The organism is Gardnerella sp. c10Ua_31, assembly GCF_055700915.1.
On record NZ_JANUYG010000002.1, the window covers coordinates 450,387 to 470,709 of the forward strand.

The 20,323-nt window shown below is 40.3% G+C and carries 20 protein-coding genes and 1 tRNA gene; 10 read left to right on the plus strand and 11 right to left on the minus strand.

The window, feature by feature from the left end; translation table 11 throughout:
* Window positions 1–90: 90 nt before the first annotated feature.
* Window positions 91–1,458 (minus strand): ATP-binding protein, encoded by a 1,368-nt coding sequence (locus tag NYP55_RS04440; protein ID WP_415702687.1) that lies wholly within the window; start codon window positions 1,456–1,458, stop codon window positions 91–93.
* Window positions 1,459–1,714: 256 nt separating this feature from the next.
* On the opposite strand from NYP55_RS04440, the gene NYP55_RS04445 reads away from it, so the two are divergent.
* The 3 genes from NYP55_RS04445 (at window position 1,715) to upp (ending at window position 4,555) form a co-directional block, all read left to right on the plus strand.
* Window positions 1,715–2,947: an NUDIX hydrolase gene (locus tag NYP55_RS04445; protein WP_004131097.1), complete on the plus strand. Its 1,233-nt coding sequence runs from the start codon at window positions 1,715–1,717 to the stop codon at window positions 2,945–2,947.
* A 46-nt stretch (window positions 2,948–2,993) separates the two neighbouring features.
* Window positions 2,994–3,653 carry a hypothetical protein gene (locus NYP55_RS04450; RefSeq protein ID WP_016832426.1) on the plus strand — a complete coding sequence of 220 codons (660 nt, stop codon included), beginning with the start codon at window positions 2,994–2,996 and terminating at the stop codon, window positions 3,651–3,653.
* A gap of 263 nt (window positions 3,654–3,916) precedes the next feature.
* Window positions 3,917–4,555 carry a uracil phosphoribosyltransferase gene (gene upp, locus NYP55_RS04455; protein ID WP_004120306.1) on the plus strand — a complete coding sequence of 213 codons (639 nt, stop codon included), beginning with the start codon at window positions 3,917–3,919 and terminating at the stop codon, window positions 4,553–4,555.
* A gap of 132 nt (window positions 4,556–4,687) precedes the next feature.
* Here upp and NYP55_RS04460 read toward each other — a convergent pair whose 3' ends face one another.
* The 10 genes from NYP55_RS04460 to ftsY all read right to left on the minus strand — a co-directional run bounded on the left by NYP55_RS04460 (window position 4,688) and on the right by ftsY (window position 15,192).
* Window positions 4,688–5,119: a hypothetical protein gene (locus NYP55_RS04460; protein WP_004116406.1), complete on the minus strand. Its 432-nt coding sequence runs from the start codon at window positions 5,117–5,119 to the stop codon at window positions 4,688–4,690.
* Entirely contained in the window at window positions 5,106–6,128 is a 1,023-nt protein-coding gene (locus NYP55_RS04465) for an amidase domain-containing protein (protein ID WP_004131108.1), read from the minus strand. The genes NYP55_RS04460 and NYP55_RS04465 overlap by 14 nt, the downstream gene beginning before the upstream one ends.
* 216 nt (window positions 6,129–6,344) lie before the next feature.
* Window positions 6,345–6,764: a type II toxin-antitoxin system HicB family antitoxin gene (locus tag NYP55_RS04470; RefSeq protein ID WP_004116411.1), complete on the minus strand. Its 420-nt coding sequence runs from the start codon at window positions 6,762–6,764 to the stop codon at window positions 6,345–6,347.
* Window positions 6,764–6,961 (minus strand): type II toxin-antitoxin system HicA family toxin, encoded by a 198-nt coding sequence (locus NYP55_RS04475; protein ID WP_018634701.1) that lies wholly within the window; start codon window positions 6,959–6,961, stop codon window positions 6,764–6,766. The genes NYP55_RS04470 and NYP55_RS04475 overlap by 1 nt, the downstream gene beginning before the upstream one ends.
* Window positions 6,962–7,041: 80 nt before the next feature.
* Entirely contained in the window at window positions 7,042–7,845 is an 804-nt protein-coding gene (locus NYP55_RS04480) for a type 1 glutamine amidotransferase (RefSeq protein ID WP_472781613.1), read from the minus strand.
* A 14-nt stretch (window positions 7,846–7,859) separates the two neighbouring features.
* The gene (locus tag NYP55_RS04485) at window positions 7,860–9,242 is read right to left on the minus strand and encodes a MurT ligase domain-containing protein (protein ID WP_180963203.1); all 1,383 of its coding nucleotides are present in this window, start codon (window positions 9,240–9,242) and stop codon (window positions 7,860–7,862) included.
* On the minus strand, window positions 9,226–10,689 hold the full coding sequence (gene dnaB / locus NYP55_RS04490; protein WP_004131116.1) for a replicative DNA helicase: 1,464 nt from the start codon (window positions 10,687–10,689) through the stop codon (window positions 9,226–9,228). Before dnaB ends, NYP55_RS04485 begins: the two co-directional genes overlap by 17 nt.
* A 145-nt stretch (window positions 10,690–10,834) precedes the next feature.
* Window positions 10,835–12,190 carry an MATE family efflux transporter gene (locus NYP55_RS04495; RefSeq protein WP_472781614.1) on the minus strand — a complete coding sequence of 452 codons (1,356 nt, stop codon included), beginning with the start codon at window positions 12,188–12,190 and terminating at the stop codon, window positions 10,835–10,837.
* A 241-nt stretch (window positions 12,191–12,431) separates the two neighbouring features.
* The gene (locus NYP55_RS04500) at window positions 12,432–13,949 is read right to left on the minus strand and encodes an ammonium transporter (RefSeq protein WP_102704840.1); all 1,518 of its coding nucleotides are present in this window, start codon (window positions 13,947–13,949) and stop codon (window positions 12,432–12,434) included.
* A gap of 121 nt (window positions 13,950–14,070) precedes the next feature.
* Window positions 14,071–15,192, minus strand: coding sequence for a signal recognition particle-docking protein FtsY (gene ftsY, locus NYP55_RS04505; protein ID WP_060785787.1), 1,122 nt, complete (start codon window positions 15,190–15,192; stop codon window positions 14,071–14,073).
* 217 nt (window positions 15,193–15,409) lie between these two features.
* Here ftsY and NYP55_RS04510 point away from each other — a divergent pair, with 217 nt between their 5' ends.
* From NYP55_RS04510 to NYP55_RS04540, 7 genes are all read left to right on the plus strand, one after another.
* Window positions 15,410–15,673, plus strand: a complete 264-nt coding sequence (locus NYP55_RS04510; protein WP_016635485.1) for a mycoredoxin — start codon at window positions 15,410–15,412, stop codon at window positions 15,671–15,673.
* A 59-nt stretch (window positions 15,674–15,732) separates the two neighbouring features.
* Window positions 15,733–15,805, plus strand: a tRNA-Lys gene (locus NYP55_RS04515).
* 36 nt (window positions 15,806–15,841) lie between these two features.
* On the plus strand, window positions 15,842–17,281 hold the full coding sequence (locus NYP55_RS04520) for a hypothetical protein (protein ID WP_472781615.1): 1,440 nt from the start codon (window positions 15,842–15,844) through the stop codon (window positions 17,279–17,281).
* Between the two features lie 47 nt (window positions 17,282–17,328).
* Window positions 17,329–18,000 (plus strand): hypothetical protein, encoded by a 672-nt coding sequence (locus tag NYP55_RS04525; protein ID WP_076002548.1) that lies wholly within the window; start codon window positions 17,329–17,331, stop codon window positions 17,998–18,000.
* 77 nt (window positions 18,001–18,077) lie between these two features.
* A complete protein-coding gene (locus NYP55_RS04530; RefSeq protein WP_076002547.1) occupies window positions 18,078–18,956 on the plus strand; it encodes a tyrosine-type recombinase/integrase in 879 nt (292 codons plus the stop codon).
* A 129-nt stretch (window positions 18,957–19,085) separates the two neighbouring features.
* Window positions 19,086–19,988 (plus strand): ParB/RepB/Spo0J family partition protein, encoded by a 903-nt coding sequence (locus tag NYP55_RS04535; RefSeq protein ID WP_076002546.1) that lies wholly within the window; start codon window positions 19,086–19,088, stop codon window positions 19,986–19,988.
* A 47-nt stretch (window positions 19,989–20,035) separates the two neighbouring features.
* Window positions 20,036–20,317: a hypothetical protein gene (locus NYP55_RS04540; protein WP_076002545.1), complete on the plus strand. Its 282-nt coding sequence runs from the start codon at window positions 20,036–20,038 to the stop codon at window positions 20,315–20,317.
* Window positions 20,318–20,323: the final 6 nt, after the last annotated feature.

The following is a 20,323-nucleotide window of genomic DNA, read 5'->3' on the forward strand; positions in this document are numbered from 1 at the left end:
CGAATCGCTATCCTAGCGCATCCACACAGTTACGCATCCACACATCCACACAGTCCGCATCCACACAGTCACGTCATACAGTCACAGTCACTAAATCTCAAGCGTTCCAGCAGCCAAATCGCCAGCAACAAACGTCATAAAATAAAATGGCATAGTCGCGATTTTCTGATTTGCATCATAGCCATAATTATTTTTAGAAACTTTTATTGCAAACTCAAACTTGTTGTGCATTGCAAACTTATTTAAAGAATTAAGAGTTCCTCTGCCTTTTTTAACATCAATCGGAAAAAGCTTGTTATTTGATTCAACTATAAATTCCAATTCCGAATCCGATTTTCCACGCCAATAAAACAGATTTAAACCATTTGCACTAAGTTCATTCGCAACGTAATTCTCAAAGAAAATTCCAGATAGAGTATTGTCTCTTTCGTTTGAAATAAAAGATGCTGCATTTATGGCACTTTGATACGAGAACATGCCAATATCGCACAAAAATAGTCGGAAATTACTTTCGTTCTCTTGCATAAGCGGCATGGTTATATGCTCTTTGAGTTGGAATGACTGATTAACAATATGGGTCATAAGCAGCCACTGAATGGACGTAGCAAAATCTCTAGTTCTACTATCTTTTTTAATAAGACCAGCTGAAAAGTTTTTTGATTCCTTGTTAAGCTCTCTAAAAATATTCTCAAATAAAAGTCGAGATCTTAAAATCGATTCGCTACTTGCTTGATACAACTCCATATCTGCAAGATAATTGTCATAAAGCGAGCGCAAAATCTCACGCGATTCTAGTAAATCTTTACGTTCAATATATGCTTCTACTGCTTCTGGCATACCTCCAATCAGCAAATATTTATACACCTCGCTTAACGCAAGATTATGTATTTCGGCAGAAAGCGCTTGCTTAGAATCATAAGCTTCACGCACCTTAGAATATAAAAGACTGTTATTGTTTAGTAGGAACTCACCAAAAGTCATTGGATAGATTGTTATCTGGTCAATTTTGCCTACTGGAAAGAGGAATTGACCAACTGCTGATTTAGACGAATTTTGCTTGTGAGCTTCGCGATGCAATTTGATTCGCACCATTGAACCCGTTGCAATTACGTGAATTTTTCTAAAATCTTGGCAAAAATATTTAAGCGACGAAATAATATTTGGGCATTCTTGGATCTCGTCAAAAATCAGCAAAGTACCTTCATCTATAGCCTTGGAAAATCGCAAAGACAAGTATTCTATAATTTTTTCTGCGTTTGCTGTGCTTTCGCAAAAGTTACGAACCTCATCTTCTTTTTTAAGATCGATGTAAATATAGCTATTTTTATAATACTTTTCTGCAAATAGATCTTTTACTAGATACGTTTTGCCAACCTGACGCGCACCCCATATTATTAGTGGCTTGCGATTTGGTTTACTATTCCAGGCGATTAATTTTTGTAATGCTAGTCGTTTCATGGCTTACTCTTTTTAATGTTGATATTACAACGATTATAGCATTATTTGCCAGTTTTGGGATGTTTTTTGAGTAATTATTTGCCAGTTTTAGGATATTTTTTACGCAATAATTTGCCAGTTTTAGGATATTTGGAAGATTAGCAAACAATAACAACACTTTTGCTACGCACGTTTATGCCAGTCATGCCTGCGTACAAAATATAAAACATTAAAGCACAACTAAAAGTTACAAAAGAAAAACGCTAAAATAGTGAATATGAGTGCAACAGTAGCGAAGAGATATGTTGAAGCAGCTGGCGGTATTATCTACCGCTTGCGCAAAACTGCTAGCAAAGAAAGCAAGTCAAGCAATCCGAACATCACAAATCCAAATAAAGATTTCGGTAATGTTGGCAGCGAATCCAACGCTTGTAATCAAGTGTTAAACGAAAGCAACATAGAACTTTGCCTTGTTTACCGCCCAAAATACAACGATTGGAGCTGGCCAAAAGGCAAGAACGAAGCCAATGAATCGCATCGTCACACTGCTGTGCGCGAAGTTGGCGAAGAGACTGGCTACGCAGTTACACTTGGACCACATATTGCGCAAATCGAGTATCCACTCGAAAACGAAGGCAAAAAATCGTCTGCAAAAAACGGCATAAAAAGCAGCACAAAAAACGGCTCGCAAAATAACGATCAGCCAGAAGTAATCAAGCGAATTCACTATTGGATGATGCGCGAAATCAGCGAAGGCGATGCAATAAAGCGACTTCCAGCATTTGGCCCAATAAAACCAGCAAAACCTACAGAAATTGGCAATGTTATTTGGCTTACACCCGAAGACGCTCGCAAAAAACTTACGCACGATAGTGATCAACTTGTTTTAGACGCATTCCTTGAACGAATAAAGTCTGGTCAAGCAAATTATAAAACGCTTATTCTTGTGCGTCACGGCAAAGCGGAATCGCGAAAAGCTTGGCAAGGCAGCGAAGCCACTCGTCCAATCACACCTCTTGGGTCCGCCGCCTCCTATGCGCTCGGTCGCGAGCTTGCTTGCTATGCTCCAAACAAAATTGTTTCTTCTCCTTGGAAGCGATGCTTGGAAACTGTAGACGCTTTTGCAAAAAACTCTTCAATCAACATAGAAAAAGTGGCGGAACTTACAGAAGATTTTCACGATAAAAATCCAAAATCAACTCTAAACGTGCTAACAAGTGAAATAAAAAATCTTATAGATACAACTAACGATAGCAACACAACAGAAACAACAACAAAAACAAAATCAGAAACAACAACCGCAACAACAGTTATGTGCTTGCATCGCCCAATTATTGGAACATTTTTTGCACATTTAAGGGATATTTCTAAGCCAAAAGCAAATAAACGCATACTTAGTCAAAAATCGCCATATATGCCTACTGGAAGTGCCGTAATTTTGCACATTGTAAGCACCGAAAAAGGCCCTAAAATCGTAAACATAGAAAAGGTTTTGCCAATTGTCTACTAATCTAAATTCAAAATCTGGCTCAATTCACTCGAGTAGATCTGCGTTTATGCCAAGTCCAATCGGCGCAAATCGCCCTAGTAGGCCAGCGCAAATGGATCCAGCTATGCTCGCGCAAATCGAAGGCGGCACAGACCCACAAATCGTAAGCGAGATTAGCCACACTTCCGCAGCCGTCTTGCTGAACCGCGTTCATAAAACGCAAACTCCCGAGATTGTTGCGCGCGTGCTTAACTTGGTAGAAAACGAAGGCATTGAGATTATTGCGGATTTGTGGAGTAAAGCAGAGGCACAATCGCTTCCTGGAATGCTTTGGAGACTGTATTTGCTTAGAACATCACTACGCAAGAATGGCGACTCTTATGCTGCATATTGGCGCATTGGCGAGCCAGAGGCCACTAGCGCTTCGGCGATTACTGGAGTTGACGAGTCTCCTACAAAAGAAGATATTGCGCGACTTGCAGACTCGATTCTTTCTGGCGCGTTTACTGGCGATTTTGCTGTTGCGCTATATCGCGCTTCTGCGTTTAGCGCGATTATTTCGCGCGGAATGCGCACGTACGCAAAAAGACTAGGCCAGACGCAAAATTCTGAAAGCAGCAGCGCGCAAAAAATTGCCAACGTTTTACACACTTGCGCAAACATGCACGCGCTTTCTTTAGACTTTGCTAGCGGCGCAAAATTATGGCAAGCAGGCAAGCTTGATTAGATTATTCGCGGCGCGCTGAAATCTAAAAGCATGTATACTCAGGAAGTGACGCTGGCTTGTGCTTAAGCCCCGGGCTCCATTTTTTGCCGCTGCGAGCGGCGTTTGCGCCGACAGGCGCTTTCACAAGTCAGCGTTTTTAAGATGTTTTAAATTCTCCAACAATTCACAAAATTCAACCTTCATTAACAATTGTTTATATTTTTTCTAAATAATCACGGCACGCCGCTAGCTTAACGTGCAATGCTTGCACTAATCTAGAAGGTATGGATCTTCATGTTTTACATCATCCGCTGGTGGACCACAAGCTCACCGTTTTGCGAGATAAGAATACACCATCTAATATTTTCCGCGAGTTAGTTTCCGAATTGGTAACTCTCGAAGCATACGAAGCAACACGCAACTTGGAAGTTAGCGATCGCGAGATTGAAACTCCTATTTGCAAGATGACTGGCAAGCATTTGAACCGACCACGCCCAATGGTTGTGCCTGTTTTGCGCGCTGGTCTTGGTATGCTCGACGGCATGACTCGCCTTCTTCCAACCGCTGAGGTTGGATTCCTTGGCATGAAGCGAGACGAGCAAACTCTCGACATCGTCACTTATGCTAATCGTTTACCAGAAGATTTGACTGGTCGTCAATGCTTCCTTCTTGACCCAATGCTTGCTACTGGTGGCACTCTTATTGCTGCTACGCATTATTTGGCAGAGCGCGGCGCTAAAGATGTTACTGCTATTAACATTTTGGCAGCGCCAGAAGGCTTGGAGCGCATTGAGAAGGAGATTGATCCTTCTATTGACTTTAAGGTTGTTGTTTGCGCTGTAGATGAGCATTTGAACGACAAAGCTTATATTGTTCCAGGTCTTGGCGACGCTGGCGATCGTTTGTACGGCTTGATTGACTAATAATCACCAGCTAAATCAAACGAAAACTAGAATCAAAAGCTAGAAATAAAACTACAAAATAGCCTGCTGATTTGCAACACTTTGCAAGCTTCAGCAGGCTTTTGTATTTACATCTTTAATTATTTGTCGGTCTCATATTCGTTTAATTTTATTACTATTAAATTCCAGTTCGTGAATACTCCATAATACCATTGAGACAACTACGATAGATGCAGCTGCAACAGTAGCAACATTAACTTGCGGTCCACGATCCATTGTGTACTTGACCATTCCACGATTCAAAACATGTACAACAATAAATTGGCCAAAGAATATTTCAATAAAGCCAGCAAGTATTAATATGCTATCAATAATAATTAATATTTTCTTACGAATTAATCCTCTATTACACAACCCAACAATCATTTGAATTATTGGTGAAATAATTGAAACTAACACAACACCCAAAAGACTTAAATCAAAATCTGCTGGATACTTTCCTGGCATTTTAATAAGCAATAAAACTGCTAAAAATACAAAAGATAATGGTAAAAACCATTCTTTCCAATATTTAACGACGAACACGATAATAAGCTCCTTCACCATTGAATGAATACCAATTCTTATCCCAATCTAAATAATTTTCAGTGTGTTGAGCTATACGCAATCTACCGTTGCTTTTTAGGAATACAAACCCTATGTGATCGACAGTACCATCATTACTTTCATCAACACCAATAAAATCTCCATCCCTAACATTATCTACTAACATTCCCCAATAACTTGTACTAAATCCATACCCCATATAATTTTTAAAAACATTGGCATTAATCCAAGAAACCGAACGATCTCCTCTAGCTTTCCACCACCACCCTTTAAATACATCATTATGCTTATCCATACCAATACCACCAGCATATAGAATTTGCGAAGCGAAATTTGTGCAATCTGCCGGAAATATTAACTTACTTTTTTCTTCACCATATTTTGGATTTATTTTCCACGCCCATTCTCGCGCATATGCTCTGGCCGCTTCAAGATTTATGCCTGAATTTCTCTCAGTAAGTAAAGGTTTGCGAGGTGTAACCTCCTGCTTTGATGGAAGCCACAATTTTGCAATATTAATAGCTTCCTTTTGTGTTAGTTCATTTTTTAATACTTTTAACTCTAATTTATGCAATTCTGATAGAATCTGATTATTTTCATATTTATTCTCATATATATCTAGAAATTGCAATATTTTTGTTACATTATTGTTATCTTTATGCGAGGAATTAAAAAGAGAATTTTTGTAAATAGTAGCTGTTTCTTCACTAAGAGAAGGAAGCATAGCTTCGCTCTGTATTCTTTGTAATTCTGTAAAATATTTTGAAATATAGAACTTTTTTACTAACTCTGGATTTTCATAAGTATCTAGTAAAGAAAAATACATACTCTGAAATTTTGTCTTATGCTGCTTTTTGGGAAAATCTACATAAGTCTCTGATTTATAGTCAGATGATTCAGCTTGAGCAACATTAGCAAATGACAATATTAAAATAATAGAAAATAGCGCAGCTATAAATGTATAATGCAAGACAACTTTGTTTTTCATATATAACTCCATTATTATATAAAATCCCTTTTCATTATTTTATCACAATAAATACCAGTTGTCAAATATACACAGCGGCTATGTAATCATATACTCATCAGTTCTACATTTAAATAGCCTACTGATTTGCAACACTTTGCAAGCTTCAGCAGGCTTTTGTATTAATTGATTGTGCAATATTGCATAACAAATCAGATAATATAGCTAATAATACAACTAAGCTTTATTCACAGCTCCTTTAGCATATAAAGCCTCTAAAGCATCGCGCAAAGCCCCACTGTAGCTGATGCCAGCTTTTTGTGCCCAAGTGTCAAGCCAAGCTGGAACAGTAACATTTTTACGAACTGCCTGAGAACCGTATTTTGCAGCATAGGAATCCATATCAAGCGCAACCATAGACAACTTTGAATTAGGATTTTCTACAACAATATCACTAATATCACTAGCTTTTGGCGCAGTCTTACCACTTTCGAGTTCTGTAAGAACCCATCCACTTGCTGCATCTTCTGCCATAATCAGAGCCTCTGCAAGATTACTACCGCCAGTTACACACCCTGGCAAATCAGGGACTTCTGCAACAAAACCCCCACTATTATCTTCGTATGGAGTAAGAATAACAGGATACGCTAATTTCATCATTTCACCTTTGCTTCACTAATTCCCGCCTGACGCCAAATTGACTTAACAACAGATGGGTTAATATCACCTGGATGTTTAGGCACTGTGACTTTACCTGTTTTAGTTTTATGTACGAATTGACAATGACTTCCACGCTGTGCAAAAAGTATCCAGCCGTCCTTCTTAAGACGTTTTTCAATCTCTTTGTATCTCATAAAAAGATTATACACACTATGCGCATAAAATAAAATAATCAATCAAATTTTTACTAAATCGCGCATATGCCTATGTTAATTTACCGCGGACGAGTTACGGCCACTTTGCGAGCGCGCTCGGCTAATTCGTCCAATTTGGCAAGCTCCGCGCGCTGAGCGTCACTTTGCTTTGGCGCAAATTCACCGTAACGATTTTGCGCAGCTGTACGAATTAAAAAGTCAGCCAAACGCGGATTTTTTGGCAAAACCGAACCGTGCATATAAGTGCCGATAACGTTGTATTTGCGCGCACCTTCCGTGTGGTCTTCGCCGTTGTTTCCACAATTTTCGCCATAAACCAATCCAAGTGGCTGCGTACCATCTTGCAAACTTGTGCGCCCAGAATGGTTCTCGTATCCCACAATATCTCCAAAATCGGCGCTATGCTCCACAAGATTTCCAATCATGCGCACGTCTTGGCCAACCGTATGCTCGCCGAGTATGCCTATGCCTTTAAGCTTCTGGCCTTCAATAGTCTCAAAGTATTCTCCAAAAAGCTGGTAAAGCCCGCAAATCATAAGCATTGGAACGCCATTTTTTGCAAGCTCGCGAATCGCGTCTGCGCGCGCAAATAAATCATCTGTCACTCTACTTTGACCATGATCTTGGCCACCGCCACCAAGAATCATATCCACGCGCTTTGGCCAATCATCACCAACATTGTACTCGTGAAGCACGGGCTTGTAGCCATACAATTCCGCTCGGCGCATAATCGTAAGCACATTGCCATAATCACCGTAAATATTCATGTCTTTCGGGTAGAGCGACACAATATCTAATACACGATTTTCGGCTTTGCTTGCAACTACAGTATTCGCTTGACCAACATCACTCATATTATTCATTACGACTACTTTCTTTACTTTCCAACTCCAACGTCTTTAACGCTTGCGATTTGCCCTAATGTAGCTCGCACGCGAAGCATTGCAGTGTATGTGCAATATATGCGTTTTGCGTTTTTAGCATTGCTACTAAAATCACCATTCACAAAAGCTTTAACGTCTTCTTCTAAATCAGTGTTCACATTTCTAGAAGCAACTTTGTCGTATTGCAAACGCAAAGCCATATCCCATGCGCGTGTGCCAGAAACGCAAGCGACTCCAGTGCTGCTAAAGCACGTAAAATCAACATCCCACAGCCAGCTCATGTCTCGACCGTCCGCGTATTCGTCGCAAATTGCAATCATTGTGTCATGATTTGCAGGCTTACAAGAAGCGAGCGCAAGTCTAAATCCAATAGGATTTTTCACTAGAACAAGCTCCACAGGAGCGCCGTTAACTTCGATTACTTCGCCTCGACCAAATGCTGGCGTTACGCGAGAAATAGCTTCCATAAGCGCATCGTCGTCGAATTTTGCGAGTGTTGCATCTTTTTTAGCAGCATCCGCCAAAATAGCGCGCACAATCGTAGACGCAGCAGCCGCGTTAAAAATGTTATACACGCCTCGCAACTTAACGCTAGTAGTTTTTCTATGCCCATCAATCAAAAAATCGGCTTTATTATCTGCATCTGCAACTTTTGCCAAAACAACATCTGCATGCGGAAGATTGCGCGAATCATCATGCGAATCACTACGCGAATCGCCACACAAATCGCCACACAAATCACTATGCAAATCGTCGTCGGTTGGGAACATGCTTCTTAACGAATCATCCAAACCAAAATACTTTACTTTGCAAGGCGGCAAAACGTCTTTAGAAAGCGCGGAAATTCGCGGATCTTCGCGATTTAACACAACTACTCGCTTAGTCGCGTGCGCAACATTACTCAGCAATTTAGCTGTAGTGTCAATCTCGCCAAATCTATCTAACTGATCTCGCATAACGTTTAGAAGAAGCGAATAGCGCGGCTTTATTTGATTTACAAAATGCACAGCATAAGCTTCATCAAGCTCTAAAACAGCTATATCCGCATCTAACTTTGTGCCAAAAACAGGCATTTCTTGCACAAGCGACGCCACAACTCCGCGCGTAAAATTCGATCCCGTAGGATTTGTAAACACGCGCAATCCAGCATCTCTGAGCATAGACGCAACCATGCGAGTCGTAGTAGTTTTGCCATTAGTTCCCGAAATTAGCACAACTCCGTAAGGCAAACTCCCTAGCGTTCTAGCTAAAAACCCACGGTCTAGTGTTTCTACAACTTTGCCTGGTAAAGCGCTTCCGCCGTGGTGCAACGCTCTAGAAACCGCGCGAACCAGCTTTCCTACAGCAGGCATAAAAGCATCAAGCAGCATGGCCATCATAGCCTCCAACAGCATCGTTTCCTTGCGCATATGATTGCGGCTGGTATCCTTGCGGCATATCTTTAAACTTAGACGTTGCTCCAAGAAAAGCTAGATTAAACGTTTCTGTAGGGCCATTACGATGCTTTGCCATAATAATGTCTGCTTCGCCAGGGCGATCTTCTTTGTTGTAAAAATCAGGCCTATGCACAAGAAACACAACGTCTGCGTCTTGCTCAATAGATCCCGATTCGCGCAAATCCGAAAGCTGAGGCTTTTTATCGTTTCGCATTTCTGGCCCTCGGTTTAGCTGGCTTAGTGCAACAACTGGCACTTCTAGCTCTTTTGCAAGCAGCTTTAACGCACGCGAAAACTCGGAAACCTCTTGCTGCCTAGATTCAACCCTTTTACCCGAAGTCATAAGTTGCAAATAGTCGATTACAACTAGCTTTAGGTCGTTCGTTTGCTTTAGTCGCCTGCATTTTGCGCGAATTTCCATAAGACTCATATTTGGACTATCGTCTATAAAAAGCGGAGCGTCTTTCATTTTTGACCAAAACGCATTTAGCTTAGTCCACCTATCTGTTGTAATGTCTTCTGGAGTTCCGCGATGCATTGCCGTCATTGGAATATCCGTTTCGGCTGCGATTATTCTTTGAGCAAGCTCCAATTTGTTCATTTCTAGAGAGAACACGATTGTTGTCATATTGTGATGCAACGCTGCAGAACGAGCGAAGTCGATTCCAAGAGTTGACTTTCCCATTGCAGGCCTACCAGCTACGACTACCATTTGCCCTGGTTGCAAGCCTTGCGTCATGTCGTCAATATCTCTAAATCCTGTTGGAACACCTTTTTCAATCTCGTTACTTTGCAACTTGTCTAACTGCTCGAGAGCGTCTTGCACAACTGGGCCAATAGCGGAATAATCTTGATGAACTTTGCCAGAGCTCATCTCGTAAACTTCGGATTGCGCAAGGTTCACAACATCTTCTGCTTGATCTCCCGTAGCCGAATACCCCATTTGCGCAATCTTTGTTCCAGCAGCAATCACGTTTCGCAAAATCGCATTTTTGTGCACAATATCCGCATAATATAGCGCGTTCGCTGCTGTAGGAACGCATGCTACAAGGCTATGCAAGTAGTCTGCTCCGCCAATTTTCTCCAGGTTTTCGTCTTTTAGAAGCTCGTTTGCAACTAAAACAACGTCTACTGGTTGCGACCCAGAAAACAGGCTTATAATCGCGTCGTAAATTGTTTGATGTTTTGGAATATAAAAGTCTGCTGTTTCTAGGATTTGCGAAACTTCGCCAATAGCATCTTTGCTCATTAGCATTCCGCCCAAAACGGCCATTTCCGCATCTTCGTCGTGAGGCGGAACCTTGTCAAACAAGCTAACATTAGCGTTGGCGTTGTTTAATCGGTTTGAGTCTTTTCGATTTGACTGCCACATATCATTATCTGCCATAAAATCGAGTATAAACGTCTGCACGGAGCACGCAAACAAAAAGTTTATATAAACCAACACAAATCGTAAGTTAAATACTTCACGATTTTACAAATCAACTTAAAAGTCACAAATCACAAATCAACTTAAAAATCAACCTAACAAATCACAGATTTGCGCACTTCATCCAATCATCCGTTTTAACTCTAAGCGAATTTCCAAGCGCGCGTCCGCCAATATACACAGCGTTAAGAGCAACCCACAGCGATATTGTTTTAGTAATATCTCCCGCAAAAAGAGCCACATTTGCCACACAAACCGCGCTAATTACAATAAGATACACAACTGCTGTAATTGAGCACGATTTGGCTAAATACTTGTGATCTCCAGCCCCGATTAACACTCCGTCTAAAGCCCACATAAATCCAGATAGCGGCAAGAAAATTCCAAGAATCGTCATTCCTATTGAAACCAAAAGTTGCACTTCTGCATTTGGACTAAACAGCGGCGAGCATAACCATCCTGCAAATATCATTACAATTCCAACTATTACGCTACTTAATGCTCCTACTTGTGCGCAAACTTTTGTGATTACATTAGCGCGTTTTAATAAGCCAGCTCCAAGAGCGGAGGCGACTATTGTTTGAGCTGCAATTCCTATAGCATCTAATATGTTCATAACAAAATTCCAGCAAGAATTTGCAACTTGATATGCCGCTAAAGTGTTCGTTCCAAGTCGCGCAGCAGCTGCAACAGTTGCCACCATGCACGCGCGTAATGCCAATGTGCGTATAAACAGCGGAACGCCACTTCCAGCGCTTTTAAGTATGTTACGCGCTTGTGGACGCAAACGTGCTTTTTCTCGAGCTGCCCAAAAAATCGCTGGTAGCATTAAAACAATGCCCATATACCATTGCGCTATCATCGTTGCTATTCCAGACCCGGCAATGCCAAGGTTCATTCCAAACACAAATAGAATATCTAAAATAGCGTTTAGTACAGCTCCACTTATTGCAGCAAAAAGCGTGATTTTTACTTTGCTAAGTCCTCTAAAAATGCCATTTGCAGCGTAAATTAGCAACATTGCAGGCAAACCTGGCATAACAGTTTGAGTGTAAATAATCGCGTTTTTAAGCGTTTCGCCATTTGCGCCAAAACTTTGGCAAAGCGGACGCGCAAACACCATTAAAACAAGCGTTAGAACAACCCCAAGCACGAGAGCAAGCCACAATCCATCCATTCCAACGCTTAGCCCTTGGCGATTTTTGCCAGCACCCAATAGCCTTGCAACTTGGCTTGTGGTGTTGTACGCCAAAAACAGGCATAGCCCCGTTGTTGTTAAAAGCACGGTTGAGCCTATTGAAAGCCCTGCAAGTTGCATTTTGCCTAAATGCCCAACTATTGCAGTATCTACTAAAACAAACGCTGGCTCTGCAATAAGCTGGCCAAATGTAGGAATAGCTAGAGAAAACATATGTTTCAATAGGTCTTTTTTGTTAACGTTTTCACTCTGATCGCTCATAATAATGGCCTATTTAACGCCTTTTCATGCCTTTTTGGTAATTGAATCATTTATCTTGAATTATGCAATCGCTATCATAAAACTTTTTGAATTGCAAACTGAATATGATTTCAAAAAAGTTATCCGCAGGATATCCACAAAGTTATCCCCCATTTGTGTATAACTTTTATAGATATACACAGCAACACGCCTAAAATGTGGATAACTGAAAGTTTTATCCACATTGCGCAATCCGAGTGTGTCACATTTGCGTCTTATCTTCAGCGTCGATCGCAGATTTTTCTTGAGCAATGCCAGAAAAATCATAAGCGCGCTCACCTTGATCCGCTAAATCAACACCCTTACGCTCTTTAGCTTCCGATATTCTCCAACCAAAAAGCTTCTCTAATCCAAACGCAAGCAACGCTGTAACAGCTCCAGAATAAAGAATGGTGATTGCCAGAAGGCATATTTGCGCAATTAGCTGATGCCAATCGCCAGTAGAAAGCAATCCGCTTGCATCCGCAAACAATCCAACAGCTATAATGCCAATAAGCGCAGCAATGCCATTTACGCTTACAACGTGTAGCGCACCATCGTAGCGAGTAAAAGTCTTAGAATGCGTAGCAAGGCATGTAACAACACCAACAATCGCACCCAGTACAACCGCCCACAAAGGCGCTATAACGTCCGCAGCGGCGGCACTAGCAGCCAAACCAGCCATGATTCCACTAGCTGCTCCAACGGCGCTAAAACATCCCGAGCGCAAGCGTTCCGTAACGCCCCAAGCAAGCATAGACGCAGACGCTGTAATAGTTGAGCTAACCCATGCATATCCAGCAACTCCTGGAAGACCTACAGAAGATCCAATCATTAAGCCAAGCCATCCAAACCAAATGATGAAAATTCCAAGAACAACAAATGGAACATTGTGCGGAGCTCGTGCAGAAACATTGGAAAAATGGCCATTAACCGCAAGCTCGCTAGAGTTTTCTAAAGAAGAATCGCCCTTAGCTTTAGAATCATCGCTAGAAGCAGCAGAATCATTAGTCTTATTAGACTTTGCGACTTCCATCAAAAGTGCGCGAACTAAATTGCCCTTGTGCTCCGAATTTGCGCCACCCAAAGTCGCAAAAGACTTGGTATGCAAAACAAAATTCTTAAGAGGAAAATGAGCATGACCGCCAATAATAAGAACAATTGCTAAAGCCGAAACAGCCGCAGCTACGTGCAGCAAAGATCCGCCTGCAAAATCGTGAACCTGGATTCCAAGAGCCTGAGATATAGCGCCATTTGGCGAAAGCAGACCGCCTCCACAAACCATGTGCGCAAGAGGCGCAAACACAAGAGTTACCCAAACAGCTACGAATATTAGCCAAATCGCGTAGCGCACACGACCAGCAAGCGCGCCAGTTATAAGAGCCACAGCAACAACCGCGCACGCAAGTCTAAATGCCGCTGGAATTCCGCCAGCAAGGCCAGTGTTTGCATCCATCGAAGTAAAAATGCCGTGATCTGCCACCATTGAATCACGTAGCAGCAATCCGCTTACAGGGTCGCCAACAACGCCGCCAATCATGTCTTTGCCAGCAAAGGCCATTGACCAGCCCCAAAGCGTCCAAACTATGGTTGTTACCGCAATTGCACCAGCAGAAAGCATCATCATGTTAACCATTGATGTTGCGCGCTCACGGCCACCATAAAACAGTGCGATTCCTGGAGTAATTATAAACACTAATGCGGCAGCTAGTAACGCCCATTGCGGATCTATTGCGGTCATTTTTCACCTCACAAACGCAGCCATCGGTGGTTGCAATTTAATTTATATTCTAATCAACTCAAGCTAAAAGTTACTAAAGCAAAATTACTTAATCTAAAATGCGACTAAAACCAAAAGCAACTCAAGCCAAAATGCCGTCTACAAAACTTTCTGGGTCAAACGGAGCAAGGTCATCTGGGCCTTCCCCTAGCCCAACAAGCTTTACAGGAACTCCAAGCTCGCGTTGAACAGAAATCACAATTCCACCCTTTGCGGAACCGTCTAACTTTGTTAGCACAACGCCCGTAATTCCAATAGCTTGAGCAAAGACTTTTGCTTGAGCCATTCCATTTTGGCCAGTTGTAGCATCAAGAACTAAAAGCACTTCGTCTACAGGGACAGTTTTCTCGATTACGCGGCGGATTTTGCCAAGCTCTTCCATAAGATTTGCCTTATTTTGCAACCTTCCAGCCGTGTCTACAATCAAAACGTCTGCGTTTGCTTCTTTGGCAGCCGCAGCGCCATCAAAAGCCACGGAAGCAGGATCTGCGCCATCTTTTTGACTACGCACAACTTTAACGCCTGCAGCATTTGCCCAAGTTTCAAGCTGATCGGCAGCAGCCGCGCGGAAAGTATCGGCAGCAGCAAGAATTACAGAACGATTTTTAGAAACCATTAGTCGCGCAAGCTTGCCAGCAGTAGTGGTTTTTCCAGTGCCATTTACGCCAACCATCATGATTACGCTTGGCTTATTTGCATCTTGCAAATCTGCTTTTAGACTTCTATCTGCTTTGACTCCAACAACATCCAGCAGTTTTGCGCGCAATGTTTCGCGAACCTCTTGCGCGCTTGCAGCATCAGAAATCCTGGCGTCTTTTTTAAGCGACTCAACCAACTCTTCGCTTGCTTGAGCACCAACATCCGCCATTAAAAGCGTATCTTCTACATCTTGCCAATCATCTTCACTAATATTATCTTTGCTTAAAATGTTAAAAAGCGCGCGTCCAAAAGGATTTTGACTATTCGCAAGCTTGCCTCTAAGCCTAGCCATTCTAGACGTTGCATTTTCTGGCAATTGCGCGCTAAAATCGCCATTATTTTCAGCGCTACTAGACAATGGGTCTTCTTTGCTAGTAGGTATTACTGGGCCATTCGATTTTCCAATAATTCGCAAAACAACAGCTACCGCCACTAAAGCAACAGCTAAAATAACTGCGCCAACAGTAAACCATATAACCAAATTTAAGTCCATAACCATGTTCATATAATAAGCCTATGAAATTAAAGGGACACATTAAAGGGAATTTGCTCAAATTTTAGTTAAAATTGTTGATTATTCGCAAAAATTACACAAATATTAGTGTTCTAATACAATGATTTTACAGACCATTATGAGTGAAAATTTATGCTACATTTGCAAACCACTTTAATGACCACTTTAATGGCCACTTTACAATCAAACTGAATTGGGGTGATAGTTTATGGAAAATTTGCCATTAGTCAATGTTTACGGAGCCGATTGGTGTGGCGATTGCATTCGCGCAAAGTCCGCGCTTAACCAGTTTAATGTTGCTTTTACTTGGCACAATATTGAGTCCGAAGACGGAGCTGCTCAAAAAGCTGTTGAGATTAGCGGTCAGAAGCATATTCCTGTTGTGACTTTTAGCGACGGCAGCTTTATGGTTGAGCCATCCGCAAGCCAAATCAAAGATAAGCTTATGCAATTAGGACAACTTGCAAACTAACACGCCAACATCAAAGAAGTTGGATTAGTCTACAAAATGTAGTACACTAAGCATTTGTTGCCCCTTTAGCTCAATTGGCAGAGCAGAGTCCTTTTAAGTCTTGGGTTGTGGGTTCGAGTCCCACAGGGGGCACTTTTAGTGTCTTGACCCCTTACTTAAGGGGCAAAAATGGATGTTGTAGAAAATGCGAATACAACTACAGAAAATGATTTAATTAGCGTTAGGGCTAATGTTGAACTTTTCTACGATGAAAATCTTGCTAAACAAACTAGCCAATTATCTGATTCTGAAGCTCACGTTTGGGCTGAGAAAATTACTGAACAGATTCAACATTGCATTGTAGATACTCAGGATACTTATAAAGCTTTTGAAACTAAGTGTGCTGATTTAGCTCGTCTTGTTCGTGAAGCTTATTCTGGTAAGGCTTACACACGTTTTGGTTTTACCTCATGGGCTGAGTATTGCAAAGCTAAGTTTAATGACGCTCAGATTTATAAGACGCGTGGTGAACGTGACCTCATGGTCAAAGCACTAAAACACGAGGCAATCAGCAACCGCGTAATCGCACACCTACTAGGCATTAATGAGATAACAGTTCGACGTTCCGCACAACAATTTATCAAGGATGGCAACTGCGACATTAATGTCGCAGTTGCCACTTTACCGCGCGTGCTTAGCGCGGACGGTAAAACACGTTCTACTAACCGTGCAGCCTGTGAGATTGCGAAATCGTTTATTGAGTATTCTCAGTATGTTAATAAGGGTAAAAATAGTAGTGATATTTCTCATTTAACTGGTATTCCTCGTAAAACTATTTCTTACGCTCTTGATATTCGTAACGTGAGTATTTTAGAAGTTTCTAAACTGTTCTTACTCGCACGTTTGAAACAGTTAGATGGTTATTCTAACGCGTCTATTCAACAGTATTTACAACTTTCTAGTAGTGCTCTTGAATGGTTGTTTGGTAATGGTTATAAAACTTTTTGCGCTTACTATATTGGTAAGAATGGTGTTACTCGTTCTATTATTGATGAAACTAGTGTTATTGAATGGGCTAAAAGTAATCATGAGTCTTCTTTAACTCTTATTAATGGTGATACTGTTAATCAAGCTAAATTAGCTACTATTCTTCAATGCACACAACCTCTTGTTTCTATTCATCTTGCTGACTGGGTAGAAGAATTAGAGGTTGAAGTTCCTTCGCGTCAAAAAACTGCTATCACAACAGATACTAGCGTGAGTGTGAATAATGATTGTTTACAGGATAATCGTAAGCGTGAAACAATAGCTGATTATTTCATGAATTGTTTTGAAACTTGGGATACTGGAAAGTACTCGATATCTCCTGCTAAAGAAGAGTTTGATGATGCTTGCCGTACTGCCTCATATTTTTATGATTCAACAGAAGGTTTAGTAGAAAAAACTGCTAAACAGTTTTCTGATTTATTAACTCATGTTGATAGTAAGTTTACAACGTTAGATAACCTAGTCGCTTACTCTAATAATATTACTTCTTTACTTGATGAGAATGCTAGGCAAAAGCTTATTCAATCGTATAAAGAACGTCTTACTACTATTTCTCGCGCTTTAAAAAAGTTAGAACGCTAGCGCGTATTCGTTTATTTAAGACTGGATTTTTAGGATAGGAATATTAGATGAGTACTTTAGTAGATCAGAAAACTATTATTAATCGTATTAACACATTGTGTGAAGAAATTCATTTAACTAAAGTGTGCACGCGCTGGCTTTGTGCTTGTGGTGAAAATTCTTTAGATAATCTAGTTGATACTGTGAAGCATGAGTTGTGGACTGTTTGGGATGATGATTTCACTTTTTGTGATTGCCCTGACGCTGATCATCCGTCGCGTACTGCTCAAGCATGGGTTTACACGACTGTTAATAACTTGCTTTGTAATATTGCGCGTCAAAATCGTAGTATTGGTATTGTTAATTTTTCTAAGAATACTACTCTCGTGCAGCTTGATGAAATAATTTTAGATACTTTAGAGCAGCGTACGTTTAATAATCAGTCGCATTCTCACGCATTCGCTGACTGTTTGACGGCTAGTCTTGGCTTGTTTGGTTTAGATGAGTTTAGTGTGATTAAGCGCGCGGTTGAAGCTGTTTTGAATTTGAAAAAAGATTTTTCAAAACAATACTCTTATTCAGAGTGGCGTCATATTTGTTCGCTTGTTTACTTGTACCGTAGTAAGCGTTTGAATGATTGTGTTGCTGACTGTATAGCATCGTATTGTAAGGGTGTTAAGCCTGAATTATCATGTTTGCATGTTTTATACACTTCTAAAAATTCTAGATTATGCCGATAATGGCATGATTTTTACAGACGTTTAAAAGTAGATGTTTGATTCTAATTTTAATTTAACTAGTTCGCAAGGAGCGTGAAATGAAAACTGAAATTGCAAAAACTGCAAATAATACTGGTTTGTGGGATTATTACATTTCTTTATGGAAAGATGATTGCACATACCGTGGTATTAGTGTTAATACTGTTAGTGTTTGGGAGTATAAGTTACGTTATTTGCAACGTTATACGCATGTTGATAATCCGTTAAATGTTACTGTTGCGAATATTAAGAATTGGAGCAATCGTGGTGTTAAATTAGAAACACGACGTTCTGATTTGAATGCTATTCGCTCGTTTTACAATTTCTTGTATAATGCTAAGTATTTAAAGTATCCGATTGTTGAAGATTTACCTATGCTTAGTAGGCGTAAGCCTAAAAGACAAATTATTGCGTCTTGGAAGCAAATATCTGAATCTATTTCTAAGCATCAAGGTGAGAATATTGAGTTGATGATTCGTCTTGCTGCTGAAGGTGGTTTACGTCGTAATGAGATTGCTCGTGTTAACAGTAAAGATATTGTATTAAATAATGGTAATTATTCTTTACTTGTTCATGGCAAGGGTGATAAGGAACGGTTAGTACCGTTGTCTATTTCTTTAGCACAGTTAATGTTGAAACGTCCTAAGGGCTGGCTGTTTCCTTCTGACGATCCTAAGCATTCTGGTGAACATATTATTGGTGATACTGTTTACCGTAAAATTAAACGGTGTACTGGTTACCCTACTCACGCTTTGCGTAGAATGTATGCTACACACTTGTATAATGCAACGCATAATCTTCGTATTGTTCAAGAACTGCTTGGTCATGAGAGTGTTGATACTACTCAACGTTATATTTATGTTTCTAATGCTGATGTTTTTGAGGCATTACATAAACTAGATTTGTATCGTAATCGTTATGGAATTTTAGATAATTAACTTTTTAACGTGTTTGTAAAAAATTTTATTTTACTGTAAGTAACTTTTTTTATATAAACGGTGTTTTTTACGCGTGAACATATTAGTAGATAGTAAAACTACTATCTATACTTTTTGAAAGGATTTTTTATGAGCAAGAGTAAGATTAACCCGTTTGACGTGACTGATAGGCACATTAGTAGTGTTAAAGACATGTTTCGTAATATTGATGAAGAAACTAATGTTGAGCCTCAAGAGGTTCAGGTTGATTTGTTGAAAACTTTCCCTAATCATCCTTTTAGTGTTAAAGATGATGATGCTATGGGCGATTTAGTTGATTCTATTAGCACTCAGGGTGTTATTACTCCTCTTGTTGTTCGTAAGGTTGATGACTCGTATCAGGTTATTTCTGGTCATCGTAGACTTCATGCGGTTAAAAAGCTGGGTTTGAAAACTGTTCCTGTTCTTGTTAAGCAGGTTTCTGATGATGAAGCTACTATTATGATGGTTGATTCTAATTTGCAACGACCACATATCGCTGTTTCAGAATTAGCGCATGCTTATAAGCAACGCTATGAAGCGTTGAAACATCAAGGTTTTAAAAACGGTAATGGAACTGCTAGAAGCATTATGGCTCAACAGATTAATACTTCAGAGTCTACTGTTGCTCGTCTTGTTAAGCTTGCTGACTTACCTAAGAAACTATTAGAGTGTGTAGATTCGAAACGTCTTGGCGCTAATGTTGCTTGCCGTTTAACAACGCTTCCTACTATTGTGCGTAATACTATAAACGACTTGTATGCTAAAGATGATGATTTTAAACTATCTTCAAATCAATTATCTGCTATTGAAGATTACAGTAAGTCAAATAGCACGTTAGATAAAGATAAGATTAGTGAGCTTGCGAACGGTGATGTAAAAAGTAGTGTTCAAAATGTTAAAAAATATGTTCATATTCCTAGCTCTTGGATTCCTGAAAATGTTAAAGAGTCTGATGTTAAAGAATGGGTTCATACTGCTATTGAGCAGTATTTAAAAAGCCATCAAGAATAATTTGAGTTCATTGTTACACGAATTTTATAATATTTAGGAGAATATTTATGCAGCGTACGCTAGGCGCATCTTCTTTTAATGATGATATTTACGCGTCTTCACGTGGTGTTGGTGAAACTAATTTTTGTGTGGAAGCTCAGTGGGCTTGTGCTAGCGCATATAATTTTAATCCTGCTTTAATTACTGCTTTTCTTGCTGGCTCTCAGTGGGCTTTAACGAAAATAGTGTTACAGGAAGATGAGAAAAACGCTGTGATTAAACGTGGTGTTAAGCCTGAACAGGTTGAAAAAGTACTTTGTTTAATGAATGAAATTCGTCATAATCATTAAAAAGAA